Genomic DNA, 25,431 nt, shown 5'->3' with positions numbered 1-25,431 from the left:
CTATTATTTAAGTTGGAATTCTGGCATTCTAAAAATATGTTGTAACAGAAGTATCACCTGAAATGGAACAGAGCCCCAATTGAGATTCCATTGCATCGTGGTGTAATAATTCTCTGGGACATCTCCTTTAAAAACAGTAGTTGCTAGTGTATAATCAGAAGCTGTATAAAGACTTCGAGGGACAAACCGATCTACAATATCCCTTGAGATAACGGCAGGATCGTTTAAGGATGTAGAATTATCTAAGGCAATATTTCTAAATAATTCTTGATCTATATTCCACATGGTCCACATGATGTATTCTTGTGCCTGCCATCTACCTGTAATGGTACTGCTGTTGACCCAATCTCTATCACCTTGCCAACCAGCAACATCTATAGGGTTAAAATACCGCTGACCCAGAACAGAGGTAAAATAAAATAACGTATTCAAATTAGCTTGTGGGAAATTAAAGTTAGCTTCCTTAATAAATAGTACTAAACAGTCCAAAGGGTCTTTAATGACCGTTGCTCTTGCTTCAGGATCAAAAAAGTGCTCACTTTTAAACAGCTGTTTTACTACTGGTAGAATTTCCCAGTTGGCATTCCTAAATGTTTGCGCCAGCTGGTCTATGATGTTTTGCGTGGGTAATTCTGGACTTATAAAAGCTCTGTAAATTTTCTTTACTATAAAGTCAGAGATTTCATTAGCTCGCACAGCAAATAAATGATCTATTAAGCTATCGTGATTGTAATTTGCGGTAGCTCCAAAAATAGTTTTGGGCGTGTTGTCAAAAGTGGATCCTTGAAATGCGATAGGCGCACCTAATTCTGTAAAGTTGTTATAGCCAGTTAATGCTCTAGCGGCTTCCACTACATCTGTTTGTGCATAATTGTTATTTTCTCCTAAGGTAAAAAGTTCTAACAATTCTCTAGCATAATTTTCATTAGGACTAAATCTATTATTGAGTACACCGTTTAAGAAAACCAGCATGGACTCATTTTTACCCATTTCTTTTGTGAGGGTTTTAAAATTACCCAACGCATGAGTCTGTAGTAAGTTGTAGTATTGATACATCCAGCTAGGAGCCTGATAATCCTCTATTCTAGTTACAAAATGGTTGTGCCAGAACAAGGTCATTCTCGCTCTAAAATTTAGATTGACGGTATCATTAAAAACTTGGGTGTACCATTCTTGTATCTGAGCAGTACGCTCCGTATTCAAATTTGTATAATCACTCGCACTCCAAAAAGCCCATGATGGCGCCGGAGAAAGGGCATAATTTGCAGCGGTATTGATATAGTTTTCTATGAATACATCAGGAACTTGTGTCAAAGCCATAGCTTCTTGTGCCTGATCCAGCCCATAACCTAATCTTCTTAATAGGTGACGTACTTTTACCATATCCCATGGATTTGCAAGGGTATCCATATAAACTGTTAGTGATGCTGTATTGCAAGAAGTCAGTGTTTCCATGGTATGTTGAGTTAGAAAGGTTAGTAAGTGGGTCTTTAACAAGGCTTAACTTCTTAAAAGCAGGTATAATATATAAAATGCTAACTTAGTCTTCTGACTTTTAATATTTAAAATAGTTTAAATTGTATAAAAATAAATTTCTCATTGAATTATAAATCATCTTCTTATCTTAAAAAAGGCGATCATATTAGAATCTTGTGCACTGCAAGAAGTGCCGACGAGCGTCCACTCCAACCGGCTCAAAAACTGTTAGAATCTTGGGGCTTACAAGTGAGTTTTGGAACAACTATCGGTAAAAAAGAGCATCAATTTGGCGGTACAAAAGAAGAGCGCTTAGAAGATTTTCAGCAAGCGATTGACGATCCAGAAATTAAGGCGATATGGATTGCACGTGGCGGATATGGCAGTGTGCAATTGATCGATGCTATTGACTTTTCTGCTTTGCTACCCGCAGGTGCGCAAGGCGTAAAAATGGAATCCAAAATAATCATCGGTTACTCAGATGTGACCTTGATTCATGGCAAATTGCAATCTCAAGGATTTACCAGTGTTCATAGTTTTATGCCGCTGGAATTGATTCATAAGCCAGAAATTAGTGTGGAGAGTTTGAGACTAGCAATTTTTGGTGAAAGTCAAATCATAACTATTCCAAACAACGATCAATTACCTCAACAGGTTCTAAAAGCTCCTGTTGTAGGTGGAAACCTTTCCATAATATACAGCATGCTGGGCAGTGATACCTTTGCTGAAACAGAAGATCATATTCTTTTTATAGAAGAGATAGATGAGTACTTGTACCATATAGAACGAATGATGTACTCACTGAAAAGAGCTGGTAAACTAGACCATTTAAAAGCATTACTCGTAGGCGGTATGACCGACATGAATGATCATGAAGTCCCTTTTGGTAAGAATGCTAGAGAAATCATTTTATCTCTTACCGCCGATTATGATTATCCGGTACTTTTTGATTTTCCTGCTGGACATATTACAGATCATCGAACATTAGAGTTAGGCAAGCAAATGACTATTGAGATGACTCCTAAAACTATCAAATTCACGCAGTAATATGGCAGAGCACAATGATTTAGGAGACGAAGGAGAAGAACTAGCTGCCTTGCATTTATTGAAATCTGGTTATGATATTTTGATACGCAATTACAGCTTTCAAAAAGGAGAGATCGATATCATTGCTCGCAAGAAAGATGTAGTAATTATTGTGGAAGTAAAAACTAGATCTACCCCTGACTTCGGTGATCCACAAGACTTTTTAAAAAAAGATCAAATTCAGCGACTGGTGGCTACAGCAAATCATTATGTAGAAAATTTTGTGGAGGATGAAGTGGAGGTGCGTTTTGACATCGTTGCTATTATTAAGAATAAAGCCGGTACAAAGCTGGAGCATATTGAGGATGCTTTTTATCATTTTTGAAAATTTAAATACACATCAAAATTCTAATAATCCGCCACTTAACAAAAATTACATAACTTGATGAATTTGTTAACAAAATGTTAAGCCTTTACAAATACAATATTTATTGATAACATTTGTTATAGATTTATGAGTAACTAAAATAAAATATTATGAAAAAATCAAAATTATTAACAATTTATTCCGTGTGTGTGTAGCTATGTTACACTCATGCTCAGACAATAACGAGGTAGTCAATGAAGAACCTACCTTTAAATCAAACACCAGCATCCTATATGTGAACGATTACAGTTTAGGTAATACTTCTCAAGAACAGATGAGGAAAGCCGTATTAGAATTAACTGACTTATCTAAAATTGCTTTTAGTAATGCCGATGTCAGAAATGAAGTTTCTCAACTTATTCAAAATGACTTCTACAAAGATCATATTGTTTCTCTGGATGATTTATTAAACCCAAGTACTAGCCTTGTTTACAACTATGCAGATGTAAGTGAAAATAACAAGGGTAAATTTAAAGGTTTCTTTGATTCTTATATATCTAATAATGAAAACAAGACTATAAACTTAGTTCATGTAAAAGATTCTCGATTAGTAGGAACAGAACAGTATCTTGAGACCTTTTTTGATTATGCCCACTTAACGTTTTATCTACCATATGACGATGATTCAAATCTTGATCCTATCCCTATGGATTCTAATCCAACTTTAGTGCCAGCTGTGGTAGAAGCAGATGAAGCGAGAGGTTATGAATTTAATGGAGAGATTTACAGTGAAGTAACTGTAGATGATGGATATTCAGAGAGCCGCTTCACTATAATCATACAACCCAGTTATGACCCATGTACTAGTCTAGGATTTCCAATTGCTGCAATTGCAGCAGCTACTGAAGATTTACCTGTGGATTGTGATAGAATTTCTTCTGGTGGATCATCTTCAAACTCTGGAACTGGCGCAACCACGACCACTCCAAATCAATATACAGGAAATTGTGCTGATGTAAAACCAGCAGGAAATTATATAAGACAAGTATTTGTAGGTAGAGCAAAATTCCGCAAACAATATGACAATTATATTTCATTCACAGGAAATGGTGGAGGATCTGAAGTAAGATACTGCCGAGTAGACAGTAGAGAAGCGATTGACATAGATAGTCTTGGCAGTTATAACGTAAATCAATGGAATTTAAGAGAAAACCAATATTGGTCTAGAAAGCAGATTAGAAGAGAAAATGTTCGTGCTGTAAACATTTTATGGGATAATAACTGGGAATGTGAAGGAGAGCACGAACAATTATTTGTGATCTATGAAGAAGATAATACTGGTGACTTAATTATAGATCAAGATATTTCATTCGATTTAGCAGATGACACATATGCAGCAAATATTGACATTACAATTCAAAATCGCTCTAAAGACCAAGCTGTCATTTTACGAACTAGGGAAGAGTCTGAATTTTTTATAACAAATTTACTAGACAACGGAAGTGGTTGCTGGGATGGTGATTTTTCTTTCTCAGATCGCTGCTGGGGAATAAATGCAGGAGGAACAGACGTACCATATACCATGCACCACAGATGGGTTCCAATTCAATAATTTTAAAATGAAAAAATACATATTTATTCTATTATTATTTTTAGTAACAATAGTAGACGCTCAAGAAAGTAAAGAAGACTCTTGGCTTACTGTACAAATTTCTTACGGTCCGCAATACAACAATTTTGTTGATTATGATCAAGAAATACGTGTGGAAGACGATGCTATTATTCCTATCGAGGGGTTTCCTGGAGAAGCAACATTGTTTCAAAAAAGAGAGATCGGGACCTATTTTAATGTAACTGCTAACATAAGATTAGGTGGAAGGAATTATCTAGAAATAGGTCATTCTCGCACCATGAATCAAGGAGTCTATAATGGAATAGTAGCCTTTCCTAATGGAACAGAAGTAGTTGTAGAAGATTTTCAATTAAGACATCGCAATCATTTTTATAAACTAGGTTATAAACGTTCCTTTATAAACGATAGATTATTTGTTAGTGCTGGTTTTGCTCATACAACTTTTCAGCAATCAGAAATATCGATTAATCCAGGTGCTTCAAATGTTTTAATTTCTGAGCGAAATAATGAAAATTCTAACTTATCTGAGCTTACTTCTTACTTAGGTTTTCAGTACGATTTTTTTCGAAGCGGTCCATTTAGCTTGGGCGTTCAAAGCACGGCTTATGTAATTGTATCGGCAGGCTTTGAGTTAGAAACATTTGCTATTGCGCCTACTTTAAAATTTCAGTTTTAAAATAAATCAGCAAATAGTTTAAACTAAAAAGCACCTCAATAGAGGTGCTTTTTTATGAAATAGGTTTTGTTTGAAATCTTAATTGGTCTTATTTTTTTCTATTTCTTTAATCTCCTTTACTAAATAAACATAAACCGGAAAGTGATCGCTAAAACCACCTGTAAAACCACCGTCTGCAAAGCTGCGTAATGGGTAGCCTTTGTACCTTCCTGTTTTGCTAGTCATAAAACTTGGGTTATAAATATTTGCTTGATAGTAACGGTAACCTTCTTGATTTGCTTCATTTAATAATGGATAGGTAAACATGATCTGATCAAAAATATTTCCTGCGTCCCGGTAAGCAAGCGTATTGAATCCATCCTTTAACATTTGAATATAGGGATTGTATATCATTTGTGGCCGTACATCTTCTCTATCCTTTTGTGCATTAAGGGTTACTAAAACACTCTCGTTAATAGGATCATCATTTAAATCTCCCATGATAATGATCTTAGACATCGCATCAATACTGTGTAAAGAATCGATCACTCTTTTGTTCAAGGCAGCTGCGGCAACTCGATTAGGACGGCTTTTTTGTTCTCCGCCTCGTCTCGAAGGCCAGTGGTTTACAATAAAGCTCATCTTATCTCCGTCCAGCTCACCAGTAACTACCAATTGGTCGCGAGTATAAATGCGGTTACCGCTACTTTTATCATAAATAACCAGCTCTTTGCTCTCGCTATTCCATACTTTAAAATCACTTTTCTGATACAAAAGTCCGGTATCGATCCCGCGACGGTCTGGAGAATCATAATGCTCGATTCCGTAATCAAACTCGATAAGTAGTGGATGGTTGACCAAGTCTTCTAGCACTTTTCTGTTTTCAATCTCACAAACTCCTATTATAGAAGGAGCAGACTGTGATTTTTCAGCACCTATTTTGCGTATTACACGCGCCATAGAAGTTAGTTTCTTTTTATAAACTTCAGCCCTTACTCCTTCAGCCATTTCCATAATAGGACTGGCTTCATCATTGATGCTCTCATCGTCTTCCACATCAAAAAGGTTCTCTAAATTGTAGAAGGCAACAGTCTTCACTTTATACTGTTTTGCCTTTGTAATTGTTTGTGCTGGTACCGCTTTCGCGCCATGCCTGCCGGCAGGCAGGAAAGTGAGAACACCTAGTAAAAAAAGAAATAAACTTCTACACATCGCCTCCTATTAAAAATTATGTTACTGTAAAGTTAGCTACAAATCTCATAAAAATATATTTTAAATGACTATAATACAGTCTTTTATAGGTTTTTGGAAAAAATATCTTAATTTTAGGAATGATTCATCAACAACTTAACATACTTGTTTTGGCTGTTTTCATGTTGGCTTCTGGTCTGGGAATGGCACAAGAGCTCCTTAAAGGTCGCGTAATTGAGGACACAACAGAGGAGCCTATCCCTGGTGTGAGTATTAGTGTTTTGGGCACAAAATTCAAGGCAACTACTGGTGCCGACGGCTATTTTATAGTAACTGGAGCTATTCCTTTAGGAGATCAAAAAATAACTGTTTTAAAAAATGGGTATTATTCAAAAACAATTCCGGTGGTGATTGATACCATCAACAGAGTGAATATTGATCCTCTTTATCTGCAACTGGACAACTCTGACATCTCCCAATCGCAGGGAATTATTTCTTTAACAGAAAATGATCTGGCAGATGATGAGAACGCAGCAAACAATTTTTCTGGATTGCTCCAAGCTTCTAGAGACCAGTTTTTGAGAGCTGCAGCATACGATTTTAGTGCTACTTTTTTTAGACCAAGAGGTTTAAACAGTGAAGATGGTAAGGTTCTCATCAATGGTATCGAGATGAATAAACAGTTCTCTGGAAGACCACAATGGAGCAACTGGGGCGGAGTAAACGATCTACAACGCAACCAAAACTTTAGCATGGGACTCAGCGCCGCAGATCAAAGCTTCGGTGGTTATGCAGGTGTACAAAGCATCGATATGAGAGCCTCACAGCAACGCGCAGGAACTCAACTATCTTATGCGAGTTCTAACAGAAGTTATAGAGGTCGCTTTATGGTATCGCACCGTTCTGGATTATGGAATAACGGCTGGTCCTATGCGATCAATGCATCAAGAAGAGCTGGTGAAGAGGGTTTTGTAGAAGGCACCTTATACGATGCCAACTCTTTGGGACTTTCTGTAGAGAAAAAATTAAACGATGCGCACTCCATCAATTTTACTGGCCTCTATACCCCTAATAGACGTGGACGTCGTACAGCAATGACTCAAGAAATTAGAGATCTTAAAGGCATACAGTACAATCCATTTTGGGGAGTGCAAAATAACGTACAACGCAACAGTAGAATCAGAGAGGTCGAAGAGCCTGTTTTTATGTTGAACCACTACTGGAACATCAACGACAAGCTAAAGTTACATACAAACCTGGGATATCAATTTGGTAAAATAGGTAATACACGTATCGATAATGGTGGTACTAGAATAGATCATACTTTAGGTCAAAATGCGTATATAGGTGGCGCGAGAAATCCTAATCCTGATTACTACCAGAACTTACCTAGTTATTTCTTAAGAAATGGTCAGGACCCGATCGATTTTCAATATGCGTTCCAAGCGCAACAAGAATTCCTTAATGATGGACAGTTGGACTGGAATAGCCTATACGAGGCAAACAGAAGTTTGAGAGCAGCTGGCGGAAATTCTTTATACGCTATTCAAGAGGATCGTATAGATGACAAACAATTATCTGTAAATACCATTATAACCGCAGATATTACAGAGAATATTCTTTTTAATGGTGGTATGAGATACCGTAGTTTGAACAGTGAAAACTATGCTATGATCAATGATCTTCTAGGCGGTTCAGGCTTCCTAGATGTAGATTTCTTTGCAGAAGAAACAAGCGAGATCAACCTGGACCAAGCAGCACAATCTAACCTTAGAACGCCTAACCGTATTGCAAGGATTGGGGACCGCTACAAATACAATTACAACATCAATGCAAATGTAATTGCTGGATTTGCTCAAACTCAGTTTAAAACAAGAAAAGTAGATTTCTTTGTCGCTGTTAATATCAGTAGGACTGTTTATCAAAGAGATGGTAAGTTTGAGAATGGCAACTTCCCTGGTGCAGCGTCTTTTGGAAAAAGTAAACTCCTAGAATTTACAGATTTTGGTTTTAAGGCTGGTGCTACCTATAAAATCTCTGGTCAACAGTTTTTTGATTTTAATGCCGCCTACATCTCTCAAGCTCCAACGATTAGAAATTCTTTTAGCAATGCACGGCAAAATAATGAAACCGTAATCGGACTAGAATCTCAAAAGTCGTACAGTACAGACTTAAGCTATATCTACTCCACCCCAGTCATTAAAGCAAGATTTACCGCTTACTATACTCAGTTTATAAACGGAACAGATATTGGGTTCTACTTTACAGAAGATCTGACGGGACTCCCTCTAGATGACGGCAGTGCCTTTGTACAAGAAGTCATGACTCATATAGAAAGACGTAACGCAGGTCTTGAATTAGGTATAGAAGTGCAAGTCACTCCTACTATAAAGTTAAAAGGAGCCGCAGCTGTAGGACAGAATGTATATACCAACAACCCACATCTTTATCTCACTAGTGACGATTTTAGAGGGCCACTTTCTTTCGGTGATGGAACTACTAGTCTTAAAGATTATCACGTAGCTGGTGGGCCAGAAACGGCCTTACAAATAGGTTTTGAATACCGAGATCCAGAATACTGGAATCTAGGTATAACGGCAAACTACTTTGCAAATGCATATGCTGATATCAGTAACTTGAGAAGGTCTGCTAATTTTAGATTGGACTATGATGGGATGGAGTTTAATGACTTTGATCGTGCACTAGCCAATGAGCTTTTAAAGCAAGAGCAATTTGACAACTACTTGTTATGGAATGTGATCGGTGGTAAATCATGGAGGATATACGATAAATATGTAGGTTTCTTTGCAACTATTAATAATGTGTTTGGTCAAGAATACAAAACAGGTGGCTTTGAGCAGTCTCGTAATTCCAACTTCAGATCCACAAGAGACGATCAAAATAACCCCCAAGAAGTATTTGCACCACGCTATTTCTTTGGTAATGGAACAACCTATTACCTCAACCTATACCTAAGGTTCTAATAAACAATGATGAACCTGTTTAAAAACGCAAATATGAAAAATCTCAACAATATTTTTACAATTGCTTTCGTATCGATCATTGTTTTTTCTTGTGTCGAAGACGACGACTTTAGCATACCAGACACAGCAACCGTAGCTATAGAACCTCCTGCTAACTTAATCGATATGTCTTCGGTGATAGGACAGATAGGGCAGTCTCCAACAGGTATTGTTACTTTTGAAAACAACGAGCAATTTATAGAAGGATATGTCATCTCTAGTGATGAGGCAGGGAATTACTTTGAAGAATTAATCATTCAAGATGCCATAGAAAATCCTACTGCAGGAATAAAGGTTCTCATAGATAACAGTCCCTTATTTACCACTTATGCTATCGGTCAACGTGTTTACGTCAAACTAGATGGACTGTCTGCTGGTAAAGCTAATGGAGTGCCCGTAATTGGACTCAACGGAACAAATGGAACTATTGAAAAAATTACACCAGCCTTACAAGACACCGCTGTTTTAAGAGATAGTGAAATTTTTGAGATCATCCCCACAGCATTAACTGCTTCTACTGAATTCAGTGATCAACGTCTACTGACTCTTATTAAACTGGAAGCTGCTCAGTTTACCGATGCTGATATTTCTGCAAATAGAACTTTTGCTTCTGAAGCTACTGATCAGTTTGATGGAGTAAGAATGGTACAGACCTGTTTTGACTTTTTTGATTCTATCGTTTTAGAAACAAGTACTTTTTCTGACTTTAAAGCATTGAGATTACCAGCAGGAAGTGGTTCTATAACGGCTATCTTGAGTAGAGATTTTAGAGACACGAGATATGTAATTTCTGTCAACTTCCCAGCAGACTTTAATTTTGATTCTACCCTGAGATGTGTTTTTGATATCGTTGCCTGTGGAACTGTCACTGATGCAGGATCCCATATATTATTATCTGAAAATTTTGAAACTTTATCTAATGGAGCTGCAGCAATGCCTACCGGGTGGACGAACATTATTGAAGCCGGGTCTGAAACATGGGAGGTATATACCTCTAGTGGTCAAAACGCCTCCTTAGGCAAAAGTGTGCGTTGTAGTTCTAGAAACTCAGGAGATGCTAATACTGTTTCATGGCTTATCACGCCAGCATTTAATTTTGATGTACAAACAGGAGAGGTGTTCTCCTTTGAAACTTCCAATAGCTTTGCTAATAACTCTAACATGCAAGTCCTATTTAGTTCTGATTGGGATGGAACTAATTCGGGCGTTGCTGCGGCTAGATGGGAAGCTCTGGCAGATGCCATAATTGTTTCTGATGAGGAGTTTTTTCCTAATTGGATTTTTTCAAACCATGTCTCATTAGATTGTGTGACAGGTTTAGGACATATAGCTTTTAGATACAGTGGATTTGATGATGACAATAACGATGGCACCTACGAATTAGACAACGTTTCTCTTACGAGTAATTAATGACACTTTTGTACGGAAACGACTGCCGTATCCAACACACCATCGATTGCCGCTCTTAGCACCCGTCCTGTTTTTACAATTACACAAAGCTTCCAAAAGCTTTTGTTGGAACATAGAAAGGTGTTTTATGTTTTAAATATCTGCATAGGTTATTGGATGAGGAACCTATGGGATATAAAAAAAGCCCCTCTTTTCAGAGGGGCTTTCCTGTAATTTTAAAATGTATTTTATAACTTATTTTGCTAAGTTAATTTCTACACGTCTGTTTTGAGCTCTTCCATCACTAGTTGCATTAGATGCCACTGGATTAGTTTCACCATAACCTTTTGAACTTAAACGGAATTCATCAATTCCATTTTTCACTAAGTATCCTTTTACAGAAAGCGCGCGATCGTCAGAAAGTCGCTCATTGAATCCTGCACTACCTGTACTGTCAGTGTGACCATCAATAGAAAATTTAGCTTCTGGGTATTTGTTCAAGATAGTAGTAATGTCTGCAAGTGTTTGCTCAGACTCTACTTGAATAGAGGCTTTACCTGTATTAAATAAGATAGTTCTAGCATACTGATTTAATTGAGCTTGTACTTCAACAGGTGGAAGAACCGGTCTTGGACAACCTTCTAATTCTGCGATACCTGCTACATCTGGACATTTATCCATTGCGTCTTCGATACCATCATTATCTCTATCTTTAACAGGACAACCTTGTCTTGAAACTGGACCAGCTTCATTAGGACATTCATCATCACCATCAGCAACACCATCAGCATCAGCATCAGGACAACCCATAAGAGCTACAAGACCAAATGTGTCAGGACAGTTATCGTCTTTGTCTAATACTGTATCTCCATCTGTGTCAGGACATCCGTTAGTTTCAGCAGGACCATAAACATTAGGACAGTCATCTTTAGAATCTTCTATACCATCACTATCCGTATCAGGACATCCCATGAATTGCACTAATCCAGGAACTGTTGGACATAAATCTTTATTATCTACAACTCCGTCGCCGTCAGTATCTACAGCTCCCCAAGTAAATTTAACACCTACTGTGTGTTGCCAGTGCTTTGGAAAAGTATCTTCAAATGCGTGCTTGTATGTAGTTTGTACGTTAGCAGATAGGTTTTTAGCAAGACCGATGTCAAAACCAAAAGTACCATTAAATGTTCCGAATCCATCTTCGTCTAACCACTGGTAAGATCCACCAGCTCCTAAGTAAGGACTGAATGCAGAAGAACCATTCCACAATTCATTAAGGTTGTATCTCAAACCACCATCAATTGATAGGTAAGATAATTCCTTTATTTTAGTATCACCTACTCTATCTATTTGATTGAATGAAACCGCACCAGTAGCGACTATTCCGTCACCTACATAGTATCCTAGTTCAAAACGGCTTGGGAAAGGCATGATGTTGTAGTGATCTACATTAAAAGGTTGATCGAAGTAATCTCCTAATCCTTGATCTTTCTCTCCTACTGGATATAGATCAATTGCATTAATACCTATGCCAAAACTAAAGCGATTGCTTTCATCTTGTGCGTAACTCATGCTGGCAGAAAGTAGTAATGCTCCAGCAACTAGTAATTTAAATATATTTTTCATGTTGGGGTTTTTAATAATATACACTGCAAAATTAAACCGTTCCTTGTCTTTCGCAAGGATACGGTCAATAATTTTCTCTAAAAATGTCTCATTTACTATTTATTCATTATTATTTTTAAATAACACCTAATTTTTTTCCCACTTTTTCAAAAGCAGCGATTGCTTTTTCCAAATGATTTTGTGAATGCGCTGCGCTTAGTTGCACCCTTATCCTTGCTTTCTCTTTAGGCACGACTGGATAAAAGAATCCTATCACATAGATACCCTCTTCTAGGAGTAAATCTGCCATTTGTTGAGAGAGTTTTGCATCGTATAACATTACGGGAACAATAGCGCTTTCACCGTCCATAATATCAAATCCTAGGTCTTGCATGCTTTTTTTGAAAAAGGCGGTATTAGACTGCACTTTATCGATAAGTTCCGTGCTTTCATCTATCAGCTCTAGTGCTTTTATAGAAGCACCTACTATAGAAGGTGCCAGTGAGTTACTAAAAAGGTAAGGTCTAGAACGCTGTCTCAGTATTTCAATCACCTCTTTATTGGCACAGGTATAGCCACCCATAGCACCACCAAGTGCCTTACCTAAAGTACCAGTGATAATATCTATCCTTCCTAAAACACCTTTTGCTTCTAGAGTACCTCTACCTGTATCTCCTAAGAAACCTGCTGCGTGACATTCATCTACCATAACAAGAGCATCATACTTATCTGCCAGGTCGCATATTTTATCTAAAGGTGCTAACAGCCCGTCCATGGAGAAAACACCATCTGTAACAATAAGTTTATGGCGCGCTCCATCTTCAGTGGCTTGCTTTAATTGTTTTTCAAGATCTGCCATGTCTGCAGTGGCATAGCGGTAACGGCCAGCTTTACACAAACGCACACCATCAATAATTGAAGCGTGATTTAAAGAATCTGAAATAATGGCATCTTCTTTAGTTAGTAAAGGCTCAAAGACACCTGCATTAGCATCAAAACAAGCTGCATAAAGAATCGTGTCTTCACAACCGTAAAAATCTGCTAGTTTTTGCTCTAGTTCTTTGTGTATGTCTTGAGTTCCACAAATAAATCGAACAGAGCTCATTCCAAAACCATGAGAATCCAAGGTATCCTTTGCTGCTTTTATCACTTCTGGGTGAGAAGAAAGTCCTAAGTAATTATTAGAACAAAAGTTGAGAACTTCAGAACCATCCTCTAAAGTGATGACCGCATCTTGCGGAGAAGTAATAATACGTTCTCTTTTATATAATCCAGCATCTTTAATTTCTGCTAGTTCTTTTTGTAGGTGTTCTTTAATTGATCCGTACATTATAGATTTTTTAGTGTTTTACAAATATAACAAGCCGCAAGCCTTTAACCATTCCATTTAACGATTTCTAAACTATCTGTATAAATAAGCACTTTCTCTGAAACCTTTATATGCATAGACACCAATAAATCTTCATATTTATTAAGTTGTAATCGGTGTTTTTCTAAAACAGCACCAGTTTTATAATCGATAATAACCGCCTCATCATTTACAAACACTACTCTATCTGGTATAAGCCTTGTTCCCGATGGAAGCAAAATAGGTTGCTCGTTGAGTACATGTATACCTTTTATATAGTAAGGTGCTAGATCTGGATGGGTAATTACTGCCTCGATCATCTTTTTCATCTCTTTTTGTTCGTCTTTAGACAGGGAAAAATCTCTTTCTATCTTTTTACGCATTTTTTCAAAGTTGGAAGAATCTTTCATCAAGGAAAGGTATTCATGCAACACATTACCTTTTTGAATGGCCTCACTAGCGCCACTTGACCACAGCAAGCCTTTTCTCGTAGAAATACTCAATCTTTCAGAATCCAAGCATACTTTGTATTCCTCCAGCATCTGGCTTTCTTCTGTTTCTCTAGCTATAGATTTGCGATTCACCTCTCCTATTTGTGCCGACTCATAACCATTATGAGATTCTAGTTCAATTTCTTTTTTTTCAATAAACTCTTTTAAAAGTGAGGAGTAGTTCTTCGTATTCCCGTTGGCACTTTCTGCACTGATGTATAATTGCTCTCTTGCTCTTGTAAAAGCCACATATAACGTATTGATTTGATCCATTTGAACTTTGGCGAGGTTATTTGCATAGACCTCTGGAGCAGTACCTGGATAAAATTCGTTTTCTTTTTTTAAATTGATATAAACTTGATCAAAACCTTCGTATTCTTTTTCCTTTACAGGAACCCAGCCTGATGGATTTCTAGCCTCATCTAATTTTTTATCGCAATGAGGAACTATGACCACAGGGAATTCCAGTCCTTTAGACTTGTGAATGGTCATAATTTGTACCGCGTCAGCATCTGCTGCAGCTGGTACGCTCAGTTTTTCCTTTTTCAGTTCCCAGTGTTCTAAAAATCCAGAGAGCGATACTTCATAGCCGGTAGAATATTCAAATAGGAATTCTAGAAACGACTGTAATCTGGTGTCTTGCTCTTTAAATAACCCTATAGACTCTGCTACTTGTTCTGTCGCTTGAAATAATGCTGCTTTCGCGAAAGCGGAACCTAAATCATCATTTTCAAAAGCCATAAGACTCTTGCCTAGTTCCAATAAACTCTGATGGAGGTGCGCGGTAACAAAAGAATGAATATCCTCGATCTCAAAAACTCTGGTGTACGCCATCAGAAACTCAAAACGCGGTTGTTGTTGCTCTGGCGCCTGCACCATCTTCATCAAAGCGACTAATAACTGTACTTTATGCGAGGCATATACCAGCAGACTATCTCCAGAGACTACACGCATTTCTTGAGAAACTAGATATTTTGCGATCTCATGACCTTCTTTATTTGCTCGTACAAGAACACAAATCTCGCCTAATGCAAAACCATTTTTGTGGGCCTTTTTAATTTGTTGATATACGTGATAGGGGTACGCATTTTTAAAATCTTCTGTGTCGTAAGGAGCTTCAAAATCCTTATCTATAAAGTCTATTTGTATAAAACCACCCTCTTTTGCTCTTGTTTGTTGTTGGAGGTATTTCTTATACAAAGTCTGGTACACCTCACTGTGAAGGTGATCTCCATAATAATCAAAAAACTCGTTGTTAAATTTAATAACCTCATCGTAACTACGCCAGTTGAATTCCAGTGTTTCGGCTTTTTTAGGCAACATAAACAGATCTGGAGTAGCAAGTAATCTCAAAAACTGGTCAGCATCTCCACCACGGAATCTATAGATGGACTGCTTTGCATCACCCACGAGCATGAGGCTTCCACGCTCTTCATTCTCTCGTTGCTGCTGGAGTTCATTTTCTATAAGTGGCGCGAGGTTTTCCCATTGCATGCGGCTGGTATCCTGAAATTCGTCTATAAAATAATGACGGTAACGCTCCCCAAGTCGTTCATATATAAAAGGAGCTGGCTGGTCCTTAATTTGTTCTGCTAATAAAGCATTGAACTCATAAATAGGCACGATTTGCTCTGCGACTTTAATCTTATCTATCTCATGAAGCAATTCATTGAGCAATGATAAAGGCGTTAGACTACTGGCGATGTTCTTGTGAAAAAGAACCGTTCCCATTTGCTCCTTGTACTGCTCTGCAAATATTTTAATAACAGCAGCCATTTGGTCTATTTGATCCTTGATGTTTTGGGATTTCCCTTTGGGGTATAATTCTCCAGCGATAAGGTCTCTTATAGAAGCAGCGTCTATTTTTACAGAAAAATCTTCTTGGGCTACTTTGATAACCGTATTAAATATGCTCCTTGAACCTCCTTTAAAATCGGCTGAAGAGATGTTTAAATCTTCAGACATTTTAACTAGAGCTACTGCTTTATCACTAAGCTCTTTTTGAGCAGTGTTGATTTTTTTATACAAACTTTTACGAAAGCTTAAGAAGTCTTTTACCTCTTTACCCTTTAATTGCTTAAGAAAAGGATAATGGTTTTCATTTTGAATTAATTTGGCTATATCTTGAAGGTCGTATTCTATATCCCAGCTTTTGCCTTCTTCTATCTTTGATAAAGAAAAGTCCACTAATTGCTGAGTGAGTTTCTTATCTTTTCCTGCTCTCGCAATAAGGTTGTTAATGGCTTTTGAAATCAACCGTTTGCTATCCAGTTCTACCTCAAAATTATCGGGTAAATCGATATCCTTTGCAAAGGTTCTTAAAATACGATGGTTGAAAGAGTCAATAGTGACTATATCAAAGGCCGAGTAATCATGCAACAGCTGATTAAAAACAGCTTGGGCTTTCTTTTTGAACTGATCGCTATCTAGGCCAGTTTCGTTTTTAATGTGATTTGCTATTCCTATAACCCCCTCTTCTAACTCGTCAAAAGTAAATTTATGCAAGTAATCAAGAATACGTTCTTTCATCTCGCCTACCGCTTTATTAGTAAATGTCACCGCTAGAATACGCCGGTATCCATTAGCATACGGATTTTTAAAAAGCAGCGTGAGGTAATCTTGCGCAAGCGTATAGGTCTTTCCAGATCCTGCACTGGCGCTATAAAAAGTAGTAGGTGATTCAGACATAGTCAAAGATAAGCATAGAAAAGAAAGACACAAGACCGCTGCGCTGTAAGATTCCTTATGGATTGTAGTCCGTATGACATAGATTTATTTGATACAACTCTCCTTTATGGCAATTACAAAACGTTATTTACCTCTTACCCCTATACTGCATCTTCCATGAGTACAACGGTCTGTATTACTTGACAAGCATTAATTTAAACAAATTGCTTTCTTTTTAACTTATTTACACTTTATAATGAACCTGAACACTTTAAGGATAATATAACGTGGATAATTTTAACAGTCCCCTTTTTGTGCTTAAATTTATAATTCGATAAATAACTAATTAAAAAGAATATATAATGGCTTTTGAACTACCTCAATTAAATTATGCTAAAGACGCACTAGAACCTCATATTGATGCAAAAACTATGGAGATACACCACGGAAAGCATCATCAAGGGTATACTAATAAACTTAACGATGCTGTAAAAGGGACAGATCTAGAAGGAAAAACTATTGATAACATTCTTTTAAATCTAGACATGCACAACACTGCCCTAAGAAATAACGGTGGCGGTTTTTATAACCACAGTTTGTTCTGGGAAGTAATGAGTCCTAATGGCGGTGGTCACCCAACTGGCGAACTAGCTGATGCGATCAAGACTTCATTTGGTACATTTGAAAATTTTAAAGACACCTTTAGCACTGCTGCAAAAGGACAATTTGGTTCTGGATGGGCATGGCTTTGTGTACATGAAGGTGGAAAACTAGATGTATGTGGAACTCCCAACCAAGACAACCCATTGATGCCAGAAGTAGGATGTGGTGGAACTCCCATTCTAGGTCTTGATGTATGGGAACATGCCTACTACTTGAACTATCAAAACAGACGTCCTGATTATGTGGAAGCATTTTTTAATCTTATCAACTGGGAAGAAGTTTCTAAAAGATATGCTGAAGGGAAGTAGTTTCCAGTAAGCACTTAACCCAAATAAAAATCCTCAAATCAATCAAATGATTTGGGGATTTTTATTTGGGTTAGATTCAAATGATTTATCGTTTCACCTTTGGAAATCTCTGATATGCTTTTCAATAATCTTTCCTCAGGATTTATAGTATTGTGGACGCATTGCTATGCATTTGTAAAAAGCTGTCTATATATACATTATTTTGGTTGTGTTTTACTTTGGCTACTGCCATGAGATTACCTCTTCTCGCAATAGAAACTAATATTCTATCTGATTTTAATGCCTCATCAATTTTATTCATAACTGATGGTAATAAAACCTTTTCAGAAACAAAATAATCACCATTTAAATGAGCTGTTTTTCCTGTGAAAATGTTTTACTTCAAAATTAAAATGCCTTAAAGATAGATTCTCATTCATCCTTACAAAGAGATCATCATAATTGAGTCCCAATAATTGTTGAGGAGTAACTATACTCAACTCATCATTATGTAGATTCCCAAACTACCATTGAGATGATGATCATCGATTTTCCGATAAAATTCAAAAACAATTGCTTGTAAACATCTCCCTAAACGCGTTAGGTTTAAGAGAAAGAGAAACCTGCTATGTCGATTGGCATGCTGTGGATCAGTAGGGTTTAATTATAGAGATTTTAACGAATAATAGGATAAACTTGAATATATCATCTTAAAAATACTAGTTTTATGATGTAAAATTAAGCAAATATGTTATTATCTCCCAATCTAAATCAATTCTAGGTTTATTTAAATGTTTATCTTTTGTATTCTTATTTTTTATTTTCAGTTGTGAGTCTGATGTAATAGTAAAATCAGAAAAAATCACTGTAAATACTATTGCCTGGAATGCATTATCACAATTAGAAAGAAATTCCATAAATACAACCATTAATAATTTCAATAATTCCTAAAAAGGAAAAATTGACTAAAACTAAGAATGGTATGAAAAATTTCTTTTTTTCAATAATTATTTTGACTTCAAGTTTTGTATCAAGTCAAAGTAACAATACTGTTTATGTAATACTAAACGATAGCGAACTATTTAAATTTATTAAAAAAGACAGTTCAGCTAAATTGAAAATCCCTCTTTATAAACACAAAAACACATGGCTTGAAGAGAATAAAACTATAAAAAATGATAATGAAGTTGTTGTAGTAAATTCACAACCAAATATTTAAAAATATTTTGAATATTATTCTTTAGAAAAGCCTCTAAAATTAACAGACGTTTCTAGTCTAGATTTTTTTAAAGTAGAGGATGTTAGTAAGGAAAAAGATGGTATTTTAGAGGAACACCTATATGTGAAAATTTTCGTTGAAACGGTTAACTGTCATGAATATCAAGTATGGAAAATGGCTTTAAATATTAATGAGTAGTTGTTTATGAAATAGGAGTTGTTAACTTAGTAGGTAATACCGTACAACTAGACATAATAGTAAATGAAACAATGGGGATTAAATTTTCTGATAGCGGCTTTGCCATACCTTTAAGTGTTACATCTCAGATCCAAATAAGGGTGATTTTAAATATAACCACTGGCGAAATAGTTCGTTCTGAAAAAATTAATTAATTATGGAAAGTGTAATAAATGATTTTAGTTTAGGACTTTTAATAAGTCAAATCTTATTCATCTTGATTTTATTGCTGATTCTTTATTTAGTTTATAAAATCTTTAAAAAGATAGAGTAATGACTTTAGTAGTACAAAGACTATTTTTTAAATTTATAAGACCTCGAGACTCTATGTTCCTATGGATTCTCTAGGTTTTAATTTTTATGATCGTCATGTGGTTAGCAAGGGGTGCTCTCCATGGGAGATCGAGATGACCGTTATACTTGAGAGAGAATGATGGATATGAATGAAGGTTACTTTGAGGTAGAGGCTTCAAAATGGGCGCATCAAACACAGAAGACAGGTCCAGGCATCATATCTAATAGGCATTAAACGGATATACAATAGCCGAATTAATTGATCAATTTTTGATAAAACTATTGATAGCTTTATGACTTCAAAATAAGCAAGGAGCAAAATATCATTTTCAATGAGTAAAAAAGTTTTTTAAATCAAAATCCCCAAATCAATTACTTGATTTGGGGATTTTGATTTAAAATTTATAAGAAAATAACGTCTTAATAAGCTCGCTCATCATTTCCTTCAAAAAAGTTGATATAAGCTCGATTTACCACTCTATTACCGCCGTCTGTAGGGTAATTTCCTGTAAAGTACCAATCCCCTAAATTCTTGGGACAGGCTTTGTGTAAATTATCTACGGTTTGATAAATAATTTTTATATCAGCCTTTAAACCTTCCTCAGAAAGTAGTTCTCCTATCTTATCAGAAACTTCTTGATCTGTAAAGGGGTCGTATAGATCTTTTACGTAGTTTACCACATCTACGTCTTTCATCTCTGTCTGTAGTTTGCACTTCTTATAGATTTCTTCTACCACATCATAAGTGCCACGATCTTCATGTAAAGCTAGTGCCGCTTTAAAAGCTACCAAGCCTTCTATTCGTGCCATATCTATTCCGTAACAATCTGGATATCTAATTTGTGGTGCACTAGAAACCACTATGATTTTCTTAGGGTTCAATCGATCCATCATTTTAAGAATGGACTTCTTCAAGGTAGTGCCTCTCACTATAGAATCATCAATTATTACCAGATTGTCTTCCGGCTTTACAACACCATAAGTCACATCATACACGTGAGCTACAAGGTCGTCACGAGAAGAATCTTCCGTTATAAATGTGCGCAGTTTAGCATCTTTAATCGCTATTTTTTCTGTTCTTAGCTTTCGCGAAAGCGTAGCTTCCACTTGCTCTTCCGTCAGCTTTCCTTCTCCAGCTATAATAAAATCTTTTTTCTGCTTGTTGAGAACGGCGTGACCCTCTTCTACCATGCCGTAGAATGATGTTTCTGCTGTGTTGGGAATGTACGAGAACACCGTGTTATCAATATCGTTATCAATACTCTTCATAATCTCAGGAAACAATAGTTTTCCTAACATTTTGCGTTCCTGATAAATCTCTGCATCACTTCCACGTGAGAAGTAAATGCGTTCAAAAGAACAAGCTTTGCGCTCTAATGGTTCTGTGATTTGGTCTAGGGTAACTGTTCCATTTTTCTTAATAATAATGGCCTTCCCTGGATCGAGCTCCTTAACTTCTTCAAATGCAACATTAAAAGCCGTTTGTATTACTGGTCGCTCGCTTGCTACTACTACTACCTCATCATCTTGATAATAATAAGCCGGTCGTATTCCTGCAGGATCACGCAGTAAAAAAGCATCTCCATGTCCCATTAAACCCCCCATAGCATAACCGCCATCCCAGTCCTTAGCACTCTTACGCAGTATTTTAGCAACGTCTATTTCTTCTGCAATTTTAGGACTGGCTTCTATTTTAGAAAGACCTTTTGACTTAAACTTTTTGTATAATTTACTGACTTGTCTATCTTGGAAATGACCTACTTTCTCCATTACGGTAACTGTATCTGCCATGTCCTTAGGGTGCTGCCCTAGTTCTACGAGCTTGTTAAAAAGCTTGAATACATTGGTCATATTAAAATTACCTGCCATAATCAGGTTGCGGTGCATCCAGTTGTTCTGTCTTAAGAATGGATGTACTGATTCTATGCTGTTTTTACCAAAGGTCCCGTAACGCACATGGCCCATCAACAATTCTCCTACATAAGGAATCCGTTCTTTTTGTGCCGCTACGTCGTCTTTTATTTCAGGATTTTCAGTCAGCTCTGTATTGATGCGGTCGTTGATTTGTGCAAAAATATCTTGAATAGGCTGTGCGGCATTACTGCGCACTCTAGAAATATAACGTTGGCCTGGGTCTACATCCAGTTTGATACTGGCAAATCCAGCACCATCCTGGCCACGGTTGTGCTGTTTTTCCATCATTAAGTACATTTTATTGATACCGTAGAAAGCTGTTCCGTATTTCTCCTTATAGTATTCTAATGGTTTAAGAAGACGGATAAGTGCAATACCGCACTCGTGTTTTATCTGGTCGCTCATGATGGGATGTATAAGGGTATTAAAATAGAAAAGCCTCAAGAATTCTTGAGGCTTTTTTGATAAATATTACTAATTGTTTATTTCAAATTTTGTTAGCGCTTTAAATTGCTCTAAACGTGTGTTTATTTCATCATTGGTAATCGTTTGCATACGCTCTGTTCCAAATTTTTCTACCGCAAAGGAAGCAAAATTAGAACCATAAATAATCGCCCGTTTCATGTTTTCAAAACTGTAGTCACCACTTGCTGCGAGGAATCCTGCAAAACCTCCAGCAAATGTGTCACCAGCTCCTGTAGGATCAAACACTTCTTCTAATGGTAATGCTGGAGCAAAGAAAATATGCTCCCCATGAAACAATAAAGCGCCGTGCTCTCCTTTTTTAATCACTACATACTTAGGACCCATTGCATGGATCTTACGTGCTGCAGCAACTAGAGAATATTCTCCCGAAAGCTGTCTTGCTTCCTCGTCATTAATGGTGATCACATCTACCTTAGCAATTACTTGATGTAACAGCTCTAAAGCACTGTCCATCCAGAAATTCATAGTATCCAGCACGATTAACTTTGCTGCAGGAGTTTGCTCTATAACCCCTAATTGTACTGCTGGATGCAAGTTTCCTAACATAACTACCTCAGCATCTTTAAAAGCCTCTGGCACTACTGGATTAAAGTCTGCTAATACATTAAGCTCTGTTACTAAAGTATCACGAGTATTCATGTCATTGTGGTATTTTCCAGACCAGAAAAATGTTTTCCCCTCTTTTACGACCTCAATACCGTCGATGTTCATACCGCGGTTTTTAAGCATGTCTAGATATTCTTGAGGAAAATCGCCTCCTACAACACTTACCAAGCCTACTTCTGTATCGAAGTGAGAAGCACTAAGTCCTATAAAGGTTGCTGCTCCACCTAAAATCTTATCTGTTTTACCAAAAGGAGTTTCAATCGCATCAAATGCTACTGTTCCTACCACAACTAATTTGCTCATGTATAATTTTTTGCAAAAATACGGTTTTATTCAGTTTTCAGATAAGGTTTAACAAAGCAGTTTGATCCTGCTATCGATAATTAAACCATTAAATGAACTCCTTTATTTAACCAGACTGCCTTTGCGATGAATAACAAGCAACTCGTCCATATATTCTCTAGAGTTACTCAGCCTCGGGATTTTATGCTGGCCGCCCAGTTTACCTTTTTGCTTTAGCCAGTTGTAAAACACATCTGGATTTGCAATATTTATTTTTGGTGCCGTTAATGTGATATTGTTATAGCGCTTTGCCTCGTAATCACTATTTACTCTTTGAAGATGTAAGTCTAAAGCTTTTGCGAAAGCGGAAATATCACCAGGTTGCGTACCAAATTCAATCATCCATTCATGAGCTCCTTTTTCTTTACCTTCCATAAATATAGGCGCAACGGTATAATCTTTTATAAAACAAGGAATCTCTGCTATGGTCTTCTTAAGTGCTTCCTCAGCATTTTCTATGATCAACTCCTCACCAAATACGTTGATGTGGTGCTTGGTACGACCACTTACCTTAATACGATAAGGACTTTTACTCGTAAAACGTACCGTATCTCCTATTTTATAACGCCATAAACCAGCGTTAGTAGTGATAATAATAGCATAATTCTCCTCTAATTCTACCTCGCTAAGTGGTATGATCTTCTCGTCTGGTGTATCATAGCTTTTCATAGAAATGAACTCATAGAAAATTCCGTAATCCAACATAAGTAATAATTCATTACTGTCGTTTCTATCTTGAATCGCAAAGAAACCTTCACTCGCATTATAGGTTTCGTAGTATTTGATATGACCTGCTGGCAGTAATTTTTTATACTGGTCTACATACGGGTCAAAACTCACGCCTCCATGAAAGAACACTTCCATTTGCGGCCATACTTCAAGAATATGATCCTTACCTGTAGTTTCTAAGACATTGTTAAGGAGCACCATCATCCAGGAGGGAACACCTGCAAGACTGGTCACATCTTCTGTAATACTTTCTTGAACTATCGCTGGCATTTTAGTTTCCCAATCTGCCATTAAAGCTACCTCATTTCCAGGAGTAGAGCTGTAATCTGCCCAGAAAGGCATGTTGTCTATTAAAATACTGCTCAAATCCCCAGCAGCAGTTCCTGACTTTCTATCCAGTTGTTTACTCCCACCTAATCGCAATCCTTTTCCTTTAAAAATCTTAGAATCTGGATTGTTATTGAGGTACATACACAACAAGTCTTTAGCGGCTGCATAGTGACAGTCTTCGAGCGACTGCTGGCTTACCGGTATGTATTTGCTGCGAGAATTAGTCGTGCCGCTACTCATAGCAAACCACTTGATATCACTAGGCCAGAAAATATTTCCTTCCCCTTTTCTAGACCGTTCTATAGAGGCTTCCATTTCCGTATATCCAGAAACTGGGACTCTGTCTGCAAAATCGCGATAGGATTTTATAGAGTCAAAACCGTACTTCTTCCCTACCTCTGTATGCCTCGCATAATAAATAAGATCTTGCAAAATGTTATCCTGCAACTCCTGTGGATGCTTCATAAAGAGCTCCATATCGTGAAGGCGTTTCTTTAGAAACCACGAGACGACAGAATTGAGTAATGCGTTTGCCATATTTTACAAATCCTAATTGGTATTTTTACGGTTCCAAAGATACTTCCTTAATTTTTAAAGTTACTACCATGATCCTTACCGGAACGATTAGAAAAATGCAAACAGAACTCAAGGAAACCGTTCAGTATTACCTTGTTTTTCCAGATAACTTTTTGCACATGAACCAGCTGCTGGATAAACATATTTCTTTAAAGCACGTAGGAAATGAATGCCTTAATTGCAGCCTTGACAAAAAAATATGGCGTCAGGGCTTTTGCTATGATTGCTTTTCTCAAATCCCACAAGCCGGAGAATGGATCATGAAGCCCGAATTGAGCCGTGCACATCTGGATGAAGAAGATCGCAATCTAGAGTACGAGAAAAAAGTGCAACTTACCCCCCATATTGTTTACCTGGCTAACAGCAGTAATATAAAAGTAGGGGTTACCCGCAAAACACAAATCCCTACCCGATGGATCGATCAAGGTGCTCATGAAGCGGTTGCGATTCTAGAAGCGCCCAACCGTTACCTCGCTGGAATTACAGAAGTTGCCTTAAAAGATCACGTTGCAGATAAGACCAACTGGCGCAAGATGCTTACCAATAACGTGGAAGATGTGGATTTGTTAATCTTCCGTGAAAGCTTACTAGAATTCATACCTCGAGAAGCCCAAGAATTCATTCTCGATAATGAAAAAGAATGGGAAATTAAATTTCCTGTACTTCAATACCCCGAAAAAGTGACTAGTGTTAACCTTGCTAAAACCACTCAACATGCTGGGAAATTAAAAGGTATCAAAGGGCAATACCTCCTCTTTGAAGGCGGTACAGTAATGAATTTGCGCAGTCATGAAGGACTGGTGCTAGAGATTAAGGTGGAGTAAGTCTTTCCCCTTAGGAAGGCCGCATGTCTTAAAGCGACTATAACCCTTGAGAA

The 25,431-nt window shown here is 37.1% G+C and carries 17 protein-coding genes and 1 pseudogene; 10 read left to right on the top strand and 8 right to left on the bottom strand.

Annotated features, from left to right (window positions below):
* Positions 1-3: 3 nt before the first annotated feature.
* On the bottom strand, positions 4-1,455 hold the full coding sequence (locus F0365_RS06585) for a DUF1800 family protein (RefSeq protein ID WP_169932972.1): 1,452 nt from the start codon (positions 1,453-1,455) through the stop codon (positions 4-6).
* A 144-nt stretch (positions 1,456-1,599) separates the two neighbouring features.
* Here F0365_RS06585 and F0365_RS06580 point away from each other — a divergent pair, with 144 nt between their 5' ends.
* The 4 genes from F0365_RS06580 to F0365_RS06565 all read left to right on the top strand — a co-directional run bounded on the left by F0365_RS06580 (position 1,600) and on the right by F0365_RS06565 (position 5,178).
* Positions 1,600-2,523 (top strand): LD-carboxypeptidase, encoded by a 924-nt coding sequence (locus F0365_RS06580; protein ID WP_169932971.1) that lies wholly within the window; start codon positions 1,600-1,602, stop codon positions 2,521-2,523.
* Position 2,524: 1 nt separating this feature from the next.
* Positions 2,525-2,887, top strand: a complete 363-nt coding sequence (locus tag F0365_RS06575) for a YraN family protein (protein ID WP_169932970.1) — start codon at positions 2,525-2,527, stop codon at positions 2,885-2,887.
* 199 nt (positions 2,888-3,086) lie between these two features.
* Positions 3,087-4,481, top strand: a complete 1,395-nt coding sequence (locus F0365_RS06570; RefSeq protein ID WP_169932969.1) for a hypothetical protein — start codon at positions 3,087-3,089, stop codon at positions 4,479-4,481.
* 7 nt (positions 4,482-4,488) lie between these two features.
* Positions 4,489-5,178 (top strand): hypothetical protein, encoded by a 690-nt coding sequence (locus F0365_RS06565; protein WP_169932968.1) that lies wholly within the window; start codon positions 4,489-4,491, stop codon positions 5,176-5,178.
* A 78-nt stretch (positions 5,179-5,256) separates the two neighbouring features.
* On the opposite strand, the gene F0365_RS06560 is transcribed toward F0365_RS06565, so the two are convergent.
* Complete coding sequence (locus F0365_RS06560) at positions 5,257-6,369, bottom strand: endonuclease/exonuclease/phosphatase family protein (protein ID WP_240961930.1); 1,113 nt, start codon at positions 6,367-6,369, stop codon at positions 5,257-5,259.
* Positions 6,370-6,488: 119 nt separating this feature from the next.
* On the opposite strand from F0365_RS06560, the gene F0365_RS06555 reads away from it, so the two are divergent.
* Both F0365_RS06555 and F0365_RS06550 read left to right on the top strand, forming a co-directional pair.
* On the top strand, positions 6,489-9,332 hold the full coding sequence (locus F0365_RS06555) for a TonB-dependent receptor (protein ID WP_169932967.1): 2,844 nt from the start codon (positions 6,489-6,491) through the stop codon (positions 9,330-9,332).
* A 33-nt stretch (positions 9,333-9,365) separates the two neighbouring features.
* Positions 9,366-10,781, top strand: coding sequence for a DUF5689 domain-containing protein (locus tag F0365_RS06550; protein ID WP_240961929.1), 1,416 nt, complete (start codon positions 9,366-9,368; stop codon positions 10,779-10,781).
* A 234-nt stretch (positions 10,782-11,015) separates the two neighbouring features.
* Here F0365_RS06550 and F0365_RS06545 read toward each other — a convergent pair whose 3' ends face one another.
* From F0365_RS06545 to F0365_RS06535, 3 genes are all read right to left on the bottom strand, one after another.
* On the bottom strand, positions 11,016-12,386 hold the full coding sequence (locus tag F0365_RS06545; protein ID WP_169932965.1) for an OmpA family protein: 1,371 nt from the start codon (positions 12,384-12,386) through the stop codon (positions 11,016-11,018).
* Positions 12,387-12,501: 115 nt separating this feature from the next.
* The gene (gene kbl / locus F0365_RS06540) at positions 12,502-13,695 is read right to left on the bottom strand and encodes a glycine C-acetyltransferase (RefSeq protein ID WP_169932964.1); all 1,194 of its coding nucleotides are present in this window, start codon (positions 13,693-13,695) and stop codon (positions 12,502-12,504) included.
* A gap of 44 nt (positions 13,696-13,739) precedes the next feature.
* The gene (locus F0365_RS06535) at positions 13,740-16,892 is read right to left on the bottom strand and encodes a UvrD-helicase domain-containing protein (protein WP_169932963.1); all 3,153 of its coding nucleotides are present in this window, start codon (positions 16,890-16,892) and stop codon (positions 13,740-13,742) included.
* Positions 16,893-17,233: 341 nt separating this feature from the next.
* Between F0365_RS06535 and F0365_RS06530 the strand changes: the two genes are divergently transcribed.
* The 3 genes and pseudogenes from F0365_RS06530 to F0365_RS16525 form a co-directional block, all read left to right on the top strand.
* The gene (locus tag F0365_RS06530) at positions 17,234-17,842 is read left to right on the top strand and encodes a superoxide dismutase (protein WP_169932962.1); all 609 of its coding nucleotides are present in this window, start codon (positions 17,234-17,236) and stop codon (positions 17,840-17,842) included.
* A 940-nt stretch (positions 17,843-18,782) separates the two neighbouring features.
* Positions 18,783-19,040 carry a hypothetical protein gene (locus tag F0365_RS06525; RefSeq protein WP_206071311.1) on the top strand — a complete coding sequence of 86 codons (258 nt, stop codon included), beginning with the start codon at positions 18,783-18,785 and terminating at the stop codon, positions 19,038-19,040.
* A gap of 628 nt (positions 19,041-19,668) precedes the next feature.
* Positions 19,669-19,785 (top strand): annotated as a pseudogene (locus tag F0365_RS16525) (IS1595 family transposase); the annotation flags it as partial.
* Between the two features lie 206 nt (positions 19,786-19,991).
* On the opposite strand, the gene F0365_RS06520 reads toward F0365_RS16525, so the two are convergent.
* The 3 genes from F0365_RS06520 to F0365_RS06510 form a co-directional block, all read right to left on the bottom strand.
* The gene (locus tag F0365_RS06520; RefSeq protein ID WP_169932960.1) at positions 19,992-21,890 is read right to left on the bottom strand and encodes an amidophosphoribosyltransferase; all 1,899 of its coding nucleotides are present in this window, start codon (positions 21,888-21,890) and stop codon (positions 19,992-19,994) included.
* A gap of 69 nt (positions 21,891-21,959) precedes the next feature.
* A complete protein-coding gene (locus tag F0365_RS06515) occupies positions 21,960-22,880 on the bottom strand; it encodes a PfkB family carbohydrate kinase (RefSeq protein WP_169932959.1) in 921 nt (306 codons plus the stop codon).
* Positions 22,881-22,982: 102 nt separating this feature from the next.
* Positions 22,983-24,515 (bottom strand): GH3 auxin-responsive promoter family protein, encoded by a 1,533-nt coding sequence (locus tag F0365_RS06510; RefSeq protein WP_169932958.1) that lies wholly within the window; start codon positions 24,513-24,515, stop codon positions 22,983-22,985.
* A gap of 68 nt (positions 24,516-24,583) precedes the next feature.
* On the opposite strand from F0365_RS06510, the gene F0365_RS06505 reads away from it, so the two are divergent.
* Positions 24,584-25,378 (top strand): DUF2797 domain-containing protein, encoded by a 795-nt coding sequence (locus tag F0365_RS06505; protein ID WP_169932957.1) that lies wholly within the window; start codon positions 24,584-24,586, stop codon positions 25,376-25,378.
* Positions 25,379-25,431: the final 53 nt, after the last annotated feature.

The sequence above is a fragment of the Nonlabens sp. Ci31 genome (assembly GCF_012974865.1).
GTDB lineage: Bacteria > Bacteroidota > Bacteroidia > Flavobacteriales > Flavobacteriaceae > Nonlabens.
Note: the sequence above shows the minus strand (reverse complement) of the source record. Positions and strands in the feature narration are given on the sequence as shown.

Coding starts and splice junctions, on each gene's coding strand:
- F0365_RS06585 (WP_169932972.1), bottom strand. CDS start 1,455: ATGGAAACACTGACTTCTTGCAATACAGCATCACTAACAGTTTATATG.
- F0365_RS06575 (WP_169932970.1), top strand. CDS start 2,525: ATGGCAGAGCACAATGATTTAGGAGACGAAGGAGAAGAACTAGCTGCC.
- F0365_RS06570 (WP_169932969.1), top strand. CDS start 3,087: ATGTTACACTCATGCTCAGACAATAACGAGGTAGTCAATGAAGAACCT.
- F0365_RS06565 (WP_169932968.1), top strand. CDS start 4,489: ATGAAAAAATACATATTTATTCTATTATTATTTTTAGTAACAATAGTA.
- F0365_RS06560 (WP_240961930.1), bottom strand. CDS start 6,369: ATGTGTAGAAGTTTATTTCTTTTTTTACTAGGTGTTCTCACTTTCCTG.
- F0365_RS06555 (WP_169932967.1), top strand. CDS start 6,489: ATGATTCATCAACAACTTAACATACTTGTTTTGGCTGTTTTCATGTTG.
- F0365_RS06550 (WP_240961929.1), top strand. CDS start 9,366: ATGAAAAATCTCAACAATATTTTTACAATTGCTTTCGTATCGATCATT.
- F0365_RS06545 (WP_169932965.1), bottom strand. CDS start 12,386: ATGAAAAATATATTTAAATTACTAGTTGCTGGAGCATTACTACTTTCT.
- kbl (WP_169932964.1), bottom strand. CDS start 13,695: ATGTACGGATCAATTAAAGAACACCTACAAAAAGAACTAGCAGAAATT.
- F0365_RS06535 (WP_169932963.1), bottom strand. CDS start 16,892: ATGTCTGAATCACCTACTACTTTTTATAGCGCCAGTGCAGGATCTGGA.
- F0365_RS06530 (WP_169932962.1), top strand. CDS start 17,234: ATGGCTTTTGAACTACCTCAATTAAATTATGCTAAAGACGCACTAGAA.
- F0365_RS06520 (WP_169932960.1), bottom strand. CDS start 21,890: ATGAGCGACCAGATAAAACACGAGTGCGGTATTGCACTTATCCGTCTT.
- F0365_RS06515 (WP_169932959.1), bottom strand. CDS start 22,880: ATGAGCAAATTAGTTGTGGTAGGAACAGTAGCATTTGATGCGATTGAA.
- F0365_RS06510 (WP_169932958.1), bottom strand. CDS start 24,515: ATGGCAAACGCATTACTCAATTCTGTCGTCTCGTGGTTTCTAAAGAAA.
- F0365_RS06505 (WP_169932957.1), top strand. CDS start 24,584: ATGATCCTTACCGGAACGATTAGAAAAATGCAAACAGAACTCAAGGAA.